At 65.6% G+C, this 5528-nt stretch carries 8 protein-coding genes; 3 read left to right on the top strand and 5 right to left on the bottom strand.

What is annotated here, in order from left to right; genetic code table 11:
* Nucleotides 1-24: 24 nt before the first annotated feature.
* The 3 genes from V5A53_RS12590 to V5A53_RS12580 form a co-directional block, all read right to left on the bottom strand.
* A complete protein-coding gene (locus V5A53_RS12590; RefSeq protein WP_332313967.1) occupies nt 25-252 on the bottom strand; it encodes an H/ACA ribonucleoprotein complex subunit GAR1 in 228 nt (75 codons plus the stop codon).
* Entirely contained in the window at nt 249-527 is a 279-nt protein-coding gene (gene srp19 / locus V5A53_RS12585) for a signal recognition particle subunit SRP19 (protein WP_332313966.1), read from the bottom strand. Before srp19 ends, V5A53_RS12590 begins: the two co-directional genes overlap by 4 nt.
* 77 nt (nt 528-604) lie before the next feature.
* A complete protein-coding gene (locus V5A53_RS12580) occupies nt 605-1681 on the bottom strand; it encodes a PGF-CTERM-anchored ABC transporter substrate-binding protein (protein WP_332313965.1) in 1077 nt (358 codons plus the stop codon).
* Nucleotides 1682-1738: 57 nt separating this feature from the next.
* Here V5A53_RS12580 and btuC point away from each other — a divergent pair, with 57 nt between their 5' ends.
* The 3 genes from btuC (at nt 1739) to V5A53_RS12565 (ending at nt 4313) form a co-directional block, all read left to right on the top strand.
* On the top strand, nt 1739-2785 hold the full coding sequence (btuC, locus tag V5A53_RS12575; RefSeq protein ID WP_332313964.1) for a vitamin B12 ABC transporter permease BtuC: 1047 nt from the start codon (nt 1739-1741) through the stop codon (nt 2783-2785).
* The gene (locus V5A53_RS12570; protein ID WP_332313963.1) at nt 2782-3963 is read left to right on the top strand and encodes a heme ABC transporter ATP-binding protein; all 1182 of its coding nucleotides are present in this window, start codon (nt 2782-2784) and stop codon (nt 3961-3963) included. The genes btuC and V5A53_RS12570 overlap by 4 nt, the downstream gene beginning before the upstream one ends.
* A gap of 95 nt (nt 3964-4058) precedes the next feature.
* Nucleotides 4059-4313 (top strand): hypothetical protein, encoded by a 255-nt coding sequence (locus tag V5A53_RS12565; protein WP_332313962.1) that lies wholly within the window; start codon nt 4059-4061, stop codon nt 4311-4313.
* On the opposite strand, the gene V5A53_RS14605 is transcribed toward V5A53_RS12565, so the two are convergent.
* Both V5A53_RS14605 and V5A53_RS12560 read right to left on the bottom strand, forming a co-directional pair.
* Entirely contained in the window at nt 4310-4468 is a 159-nt protein-coding gene (locus V5A53_RS14605; RefSeq protein ID WP_442928632.1) for a DUF7563 family protein, read from the bottom strand. The two genes, V5A53_RS12565 and V5A53_RS14605, sit on opposite strands and share 4 nt — an antisense overlap.
* A gap of 381 nt (nt 4469-4849) precedes the next feature.
* Nucleotides 4850-5299, bottom strand: a complete 450-nt coding sequence (locus tag V5A53_RS12560) for a hypothetical protein (RefSeq protein ID WP_332313961.1) — start codon at nt 5297-5299, stop codon at nt 4850-4852.
* Nucleotides 5300-5528 lie beyond the last annotated feature (229 nt).

Here is a 5528-nt window from a genome sequence, read left to right as displayed (position 1 = left end):
AAAATAAACAGCCACCAAGAGCCATTATCGCACGTAGAGTTTCTCGCCGAGCAGACCGGGAAGCGAAATCGAATCCCTGGGCGAGACGGCGACGTACGGCCTTTCGACGGGCCCGAAGACGTCCACGACGCGACCGATATCGTCGAGGTTCTGGTCGACGACGGGCGCGCCGACGCCGGGATGGTCGTCGTCCGAACACCGGACCACGGCCAGCCCCTGTGCGGTCCGGACGACTTCGCCGATGCGTTTCATTCCCGGAGGGCGGAGACGTAGGCGGCGACGGCTCCGAGGAGGTCGGATTTGGTCGCGTCCTCGGCGCCTTTGACGACGACGCGGCCGCGGGGTTCGTACTCCTTGGGATAGGTCTTGTCGCGTTCGATGACCGCGTCGTAGCCGACCTGCTGGACGGCGCTGGCGATCTCGTCGACGGTAGGCTCGGGAACTGCGAGGTCCTCGGAGACGCGTCGCCCCTCGCTTCGGGAGCAGTTCGCGTCGAGATAGGCGGGCCAGATGACGTTCTCGACCATACCCGAGGGTGGGCGGCGGCGTCGTAAAAAGAGGGCGGTTGGCGGGCGAAGCGGTGTGTCGACGGCTGTCAGACCAGCTATCGGCGGCGGACGAGGAAGACCGCACCGAGCAGTGCGCCGACCGCGACGGCGACGCCGAAGCCGGCACCATCGCCGTCGGTGTCGGTCTGGGTCTCAGTCTCGGTGTCAGTCGCCGTTTCGGTCATCGCTTCGGTCTCGGTCTCCTCGGCGAAGGCTTCGGGGTGGAATGCCTCGGCCATCGCCCGGAGCGGTTCGACGACACGCGGGGCGGCCTGACTAACGAGGTTGGCGTCGACCGTGAGCACCTGGTCGTTCTGGACGGCCGCCGTGTTCTGGAAGGCCTCGCGGCTCGTGTTGATGGCGCCCTGGTTGTCCGTGGTGACGACCCAGTCGGGGTTCTGCTCGACGATGCTTTCGTCGGAGATCTGCTCGAAGCCGGTGATGCCGACCTCGGCGGCGACGTTGGAACCGCCGGCGGTCTCGATGATGTCGCCGATGAACGTCTCGCTGCCGGCCGTGAAGCCGAAGAAGTAGTAGAGGACGCTCGGCGACTCCTCGTCGGCGACGGCTTCACGGATGGTTTCGACTTCGTTGCGCGTCTCCTCGGCCGTCTGGGCACCCTGTTCGCAGTTGCCGGCGAAATGGCCGTAGAGTTCGGTCTTCTGGTAGATGGCCTCGAAGGACTCCTCGAGTGGCGAGCGGTAGACGGTCTGGTTTGCGTCCCGGAGTTGCTGGATCGTGGCGTCGGGCGTGTAGTTCGGCGCGACGACGAGGTCCGCGTCGAGTTCGATTACCGTCTCGACATCGACACCGCTCCCGTCGTCGGTCAGGACGTCGGTTCGTTCCTCGCTGCCCTCGAGATACTCGGTGTACGGACGAACCGGCATCCCGATGACCTTCTCGGAGGCGCCGACCTCCCAGAAGGTCTGGGCGGAGGCCGCATCGAGTGCGACGACCGTCTCGGCTTCTCCATCGAGCGTTACCTCAGTTCCCGTATCGTCGGTGACGGTCAGCGGGAAGTCACAGTCCGCGGCGTCACCGTCGTGGCTCGCGGCCGCGGGTGCGGCGGCGAAGCCGATGAGGGAGACGACGAGTAGCGCTGACAACGCCAGCGCGCGGTAAGTGGCTGTCATCGTATGGGGGAACAAACGAACGCAATAAGTATTTGGCTAAAGCAACTACGGTTGTTCATGGTTCTCCGCCGGACGCTCACGTGGTCCGCCGGCCTGACGACGCTGCTGGCCGGAACCGTCCTTGCCAGCGCGACCATCGGGTCCGCGGAGATCGGACCACAGGCGGCCTTCCTGTCGATTCTCAACGGGCTTGCCACCCCCGTGCCGACGACGAGTGGCCTCGTCTGGGTCCATCCCTTCGGCTTCGATCTCCCGGATACGACCGAATATATCGTCCGCGGACTTCGCCTGCCGCGCATCGCGTTGGGCGCCATCGTCGGCTTCGCGCTCGCACTTGCCGGAACCGTCATGCAGGGCTTCTTCCGGAACCCGATGGCCGACCCGTCGATCATCGGCGTCTCGACGGGCGCCGCAGTCGGCGCCGTCGCCTTCATCGTCCTGCCGGTCTCCGTCTCCTACGGCCTGCCCGCCTTCGCCTTCGTGAGCGCGCTTCTCGCCGCCTTCGGCGTCTACCTCATCGCCAGCGAGGACGGCCGTACGCCCGTCGCCACGCTCCTTCTGGCCGGCGTCGCCGTCCAGACGTTCCTCGGCGCGGTCATCTCCTATATGCTCCTGTATGCCGGCGACAGCCTCGAAACCGCCGTCTACTGGCTGATGGGCCACCTCCAGCACAGCACGTGGAGCCGGGTCCGCATCGCCGCCCCCGTCGTCGCCGTCCTCTTCGTCGTCCTGTTGGCCTACGCCCGGGACCTGAACGTCCTCCTGCTCGGCGAAGAGGACGCCCACACCCTCGGTATCGACGTCGAGCGAACCAAACGGATCCTGCTTGTGGGCTCGACGACCGTCACCGCGGCCGCCGTCGCCGTCTCGGGCGTCATCGGCTTCGTCGGCCTCATCGTCCCGCACATGATGCGGTTGGTCGTCGGCCCCGACCACCGGATCCTCATCCCAACGAGCGCGCTCGCGGGTGCGGTATTCCTCGTCGCGACCGACACCATCGCGCGGATGGGTCCCGGCGAGATGCCGGTCGGCATCGTCACCGCGGCGCTGGGAGCGCCCTTCTTCCTCTACCTGCTCCGGAAACGGGAGGTGCACTCGCTGTGATCTCCCTCGACGACGTGTCGATCTCCTTCGGAACGACGACCGTCCTCGATGGCGTCTCGCTTTCGGTTCCTGAAGGGCAGTTCCTCGCGTTGGTCGGCCCGAACGGTGCCGGCAAGACGACGCTGTTGCGGACGACGAACGGCCTGTTGACGCCGGACAGCGGCCGGGTTACCGTCGACGGCGAGGACGTGGCCGAACTGTCGGCCAAGGCGGTCGGCCGACGTGTCGCGACGGTGCCACAGGAGACCTCGGTCGCCTTCGAGTTCGACGTCGAGGACGTGGTGGCGATGGGCCGGACGCCGCATCGCTCGCGGTTCTCGCCGGCCGGTACCGCCGACCACGAGGCCGTTGAGGCGGCGCTGGAGCGGACCGACACCACCCAGTTCGCCGACCGCTCTATCGACTCGCTCAGCGGCGGCGAGCGCCAGCGCGTCCTGCTGGCGCGGGCGCTGGCACAGGAGACGCCGACGCTCCTGCTCGACGAACCGACCGCCAGCCTCGACATCAACCATCAGGTCCGGACCCTATCGCTTGCCCGCGAACTGGCTGACGAGGGCAAGACCGTCATCGCCGCGATCCACGACCTGGAGTTGGCCGCTCGCTTCTGTGACAGCATCGCCCTCCTGGCGGGCGGCGACATCGTCGCGGACGGCCCGCCGGAGGAGGTCCTCACCGCCGAACGGCTCGAAACCGCCTTCGACGTCCGAACCGCGGTCGCGACCAATCCCGTGACCGGAACACGGGCGGTCACTCCGCTCTCGGACGTCCCGCCGGGCGACCGACGGGTTCACGTTCTCGGCGGCGGCGAGCGCGCTGCCCGGATTATCGGGCGCCTCGTCGATGCCGGCATCGCCGTAACGGTCGGCATCCTCCCTGAGGGCGACGCCGCGCTGGCGACCGCCCGAAGCGTCGCCAGCGACGTGGTGACCGCACCACCCTTCGAGTCGGTCCCCGATGGCCGAGCGGAATCGGCGAGCAATCTCGTGGGCGCGGCCGACGTGACCGTCCTCGCCGCCCCCGTCGATGGGGCGAACGCGAGGGTGGCACGGACCGCCGACCCGATGCTCGCCCTGCCGGGTACCGACCCGCCCGAACACGCGAGAACGGTCGATGAACGGGACCTGTTGACGGCGGTTCGGAACCCGCCGGAATCCCTCTCATCGAGGACTCGACGGTAAGGCTCCGGCCCGAAAAGCGGGTGTAGCAATACCTGCCGGATTACCAATAGTGTTATGTGGTACCAGTACCCACACATAGGCCGGAGGGAGTTCGAATGGCCACCAGCCCGGAATGGACCCATCCAGCCGACGAGCGCATCCTACAGTACCTCGACGATAACCCGCCGGACTACGTCCCGCTCATCGCCAACCGGCTCGGGATGCACCTCGGGTACGTCGAAAAGCGGGTCGAGACGCTCGTCGAACACGGGCTCGTGGAGCCGGTAACCGGTGAAGAGATATACGCCGTCACCGACCGCGGAGAAAAGTACCTCGCCGGTGAAAGCGCTGCGCTCGCCGCCGGCGACTAGTTCTGTCGCGTCGAGCGAGCTTCCCGTACCTCTGCCCCGTCTCTGAGCTTGTCCTCACAGTTCGGACACACTCGGACCGTCGACATATCCTGCGGAGCGAACACGCGTACATAGTTCTCGGTGACAAACCCCTCGCAGTTGCGGCAGTGTGGCATATGTTACACAGCAGATACCAAGTGACAAGTATCTTTTCCCTACCATGTGAAAAATACGTCCACGAGCGGGAAACGCGTCGGAATCAGAACGTCAGTTCGTTTCCGCATTCGAGACAGGTGAACTCGAAGGACCCCTCCTCGGTCAGGTCCATCCCGTGGCCAGTCTCCTCACCGCACTCGCTGCAGTGGAGGACGGATTCGAGACCGTCCCAGTCGTGCGTCGAATCGGGCGCACCGAAGGCGAAGCCGACGACGGGCTCCTCGTTGTCCTCGTCGTTGTGCCCACCGTTGCCGGACGCTTCCGTTACCGTCTCCGTCGCGGTAGTCGTCGGCGTCGAATCGGACGTCGAACCCTCTTGGGACGGCGGCGGGCCGAATTCCTCACGAGCCTCCTGTTCGTTCTCGAAGTCGCCGATCCAGAAGTAGTGGGGGGGTGAGCAGGACCTCCTCGTAGTTGCCCGCGTAGGTCGTGCCGTTGACGTAGCCGGTGAACTGATACCAGCCGGGTTCGCCAGTGTTCTCGACACAGTCGCCCAACACGGCGACCGTCGCGTCGGGCGTATAGAGGTTGATGGGCTCCCCGCCGAGGTCGTCCTCGCCGAAGAGGTCCAGCGTGATGCGGCTCTGGCCGACGTTATAGGACTTCATGTGCTGCAACAGGCTCTCGTCGATCTGTGTCCCGGTGTTGTTGTTCCCGCGGTCGATACCGAACACGCGGGCGTTATCGGGGTCACACGAACTGAAATCCGCCTGCGAGCTTTCGAGCCAGTAGTAGTCGACGATTTCGAGCCCCTGTTCGGCCTCGAACGCGTCGACGCCCGCCGAACTCATCACGTAGTTCGCATTCGTCGCGTCCGGACTCCTGTCCGCGTTGTCCTGCGGATACACCGTGAATTCGCCGGCGACCCGTGGGAAGCAGCCCCAACCGATGCGAATCCCGCCACCAGTACCGCCGCGAAAAGGAGGGCGACAGCAACCGAGTACCGAAAATGGAGCCTTGTCATAATCTCTGCTGTAGCGGCACGTTAGTGTTCTGACGGTTAACGTCTTTGACACTCAA

The sequence above is a fragment of the Natronomonas sp. genome (assembly GCF_036625485.1).
Classification (GTDB): domain Archaea; phylum Halobacteriota; class Halobacteria; order Halobacteriales; family Haloarculaceae; genus Natronomonas.
The sequence above is the reverse complement of the archived record's forward strand: the minus strand, read 5'-3'. Positions and strand labels throughout refer to the sequence as shown.

Coding starts and splice junctions, on each gene's coding strand:
- V5A53_RS12590 (WP_332313967.1), bottom strand. CDS start 252: ATGAAACGCATCGGCGAAGTCGTCCGGACCGCACAGGGGCTGGCCGTG.
- srp19 (WP_332313966.1), bottom strand. CDS start 527: ATGGTCGAGAACGTCATCTGGCCCGCCTATCTCGACGCGAACTGCTCC.
- V5A53_RS12580 (WP_332313965.1), bottom strand. CDS start 1,681: ATGACAGCCACTTACCGCGCGCTGGCGTTGTCAGCGCTACTCGTCGTC.
- btuC (WP_332313964.1), top strand. CDS start 1,739: ATGGTTCTCCGCCGGACGCTCACGTGGTCCGCCGGCCTGACGACGCTG.
- V5A53_RS12565 (WP_332313962.1), top strand. CDS start 4,059: ATGGCCACCAGCCCGGAATGGACCCATCCAGCCGACGAGCGCATCCTA.
- V5A53_RS14605 (WP_442928632.1), bottom strand. CDS start 4,468: ATGCCACACTGCCGCAACTGCGAGGGGTTTGTCACCGAGAACTATGTA.
- V5A53_RS12560 (WP_332313961.1), bottom strand. CDS start 5,299: ATGAGTTCGGCGGGCGTCGACGCGTTCGAGGCCGAACAGGGGCTCGAA.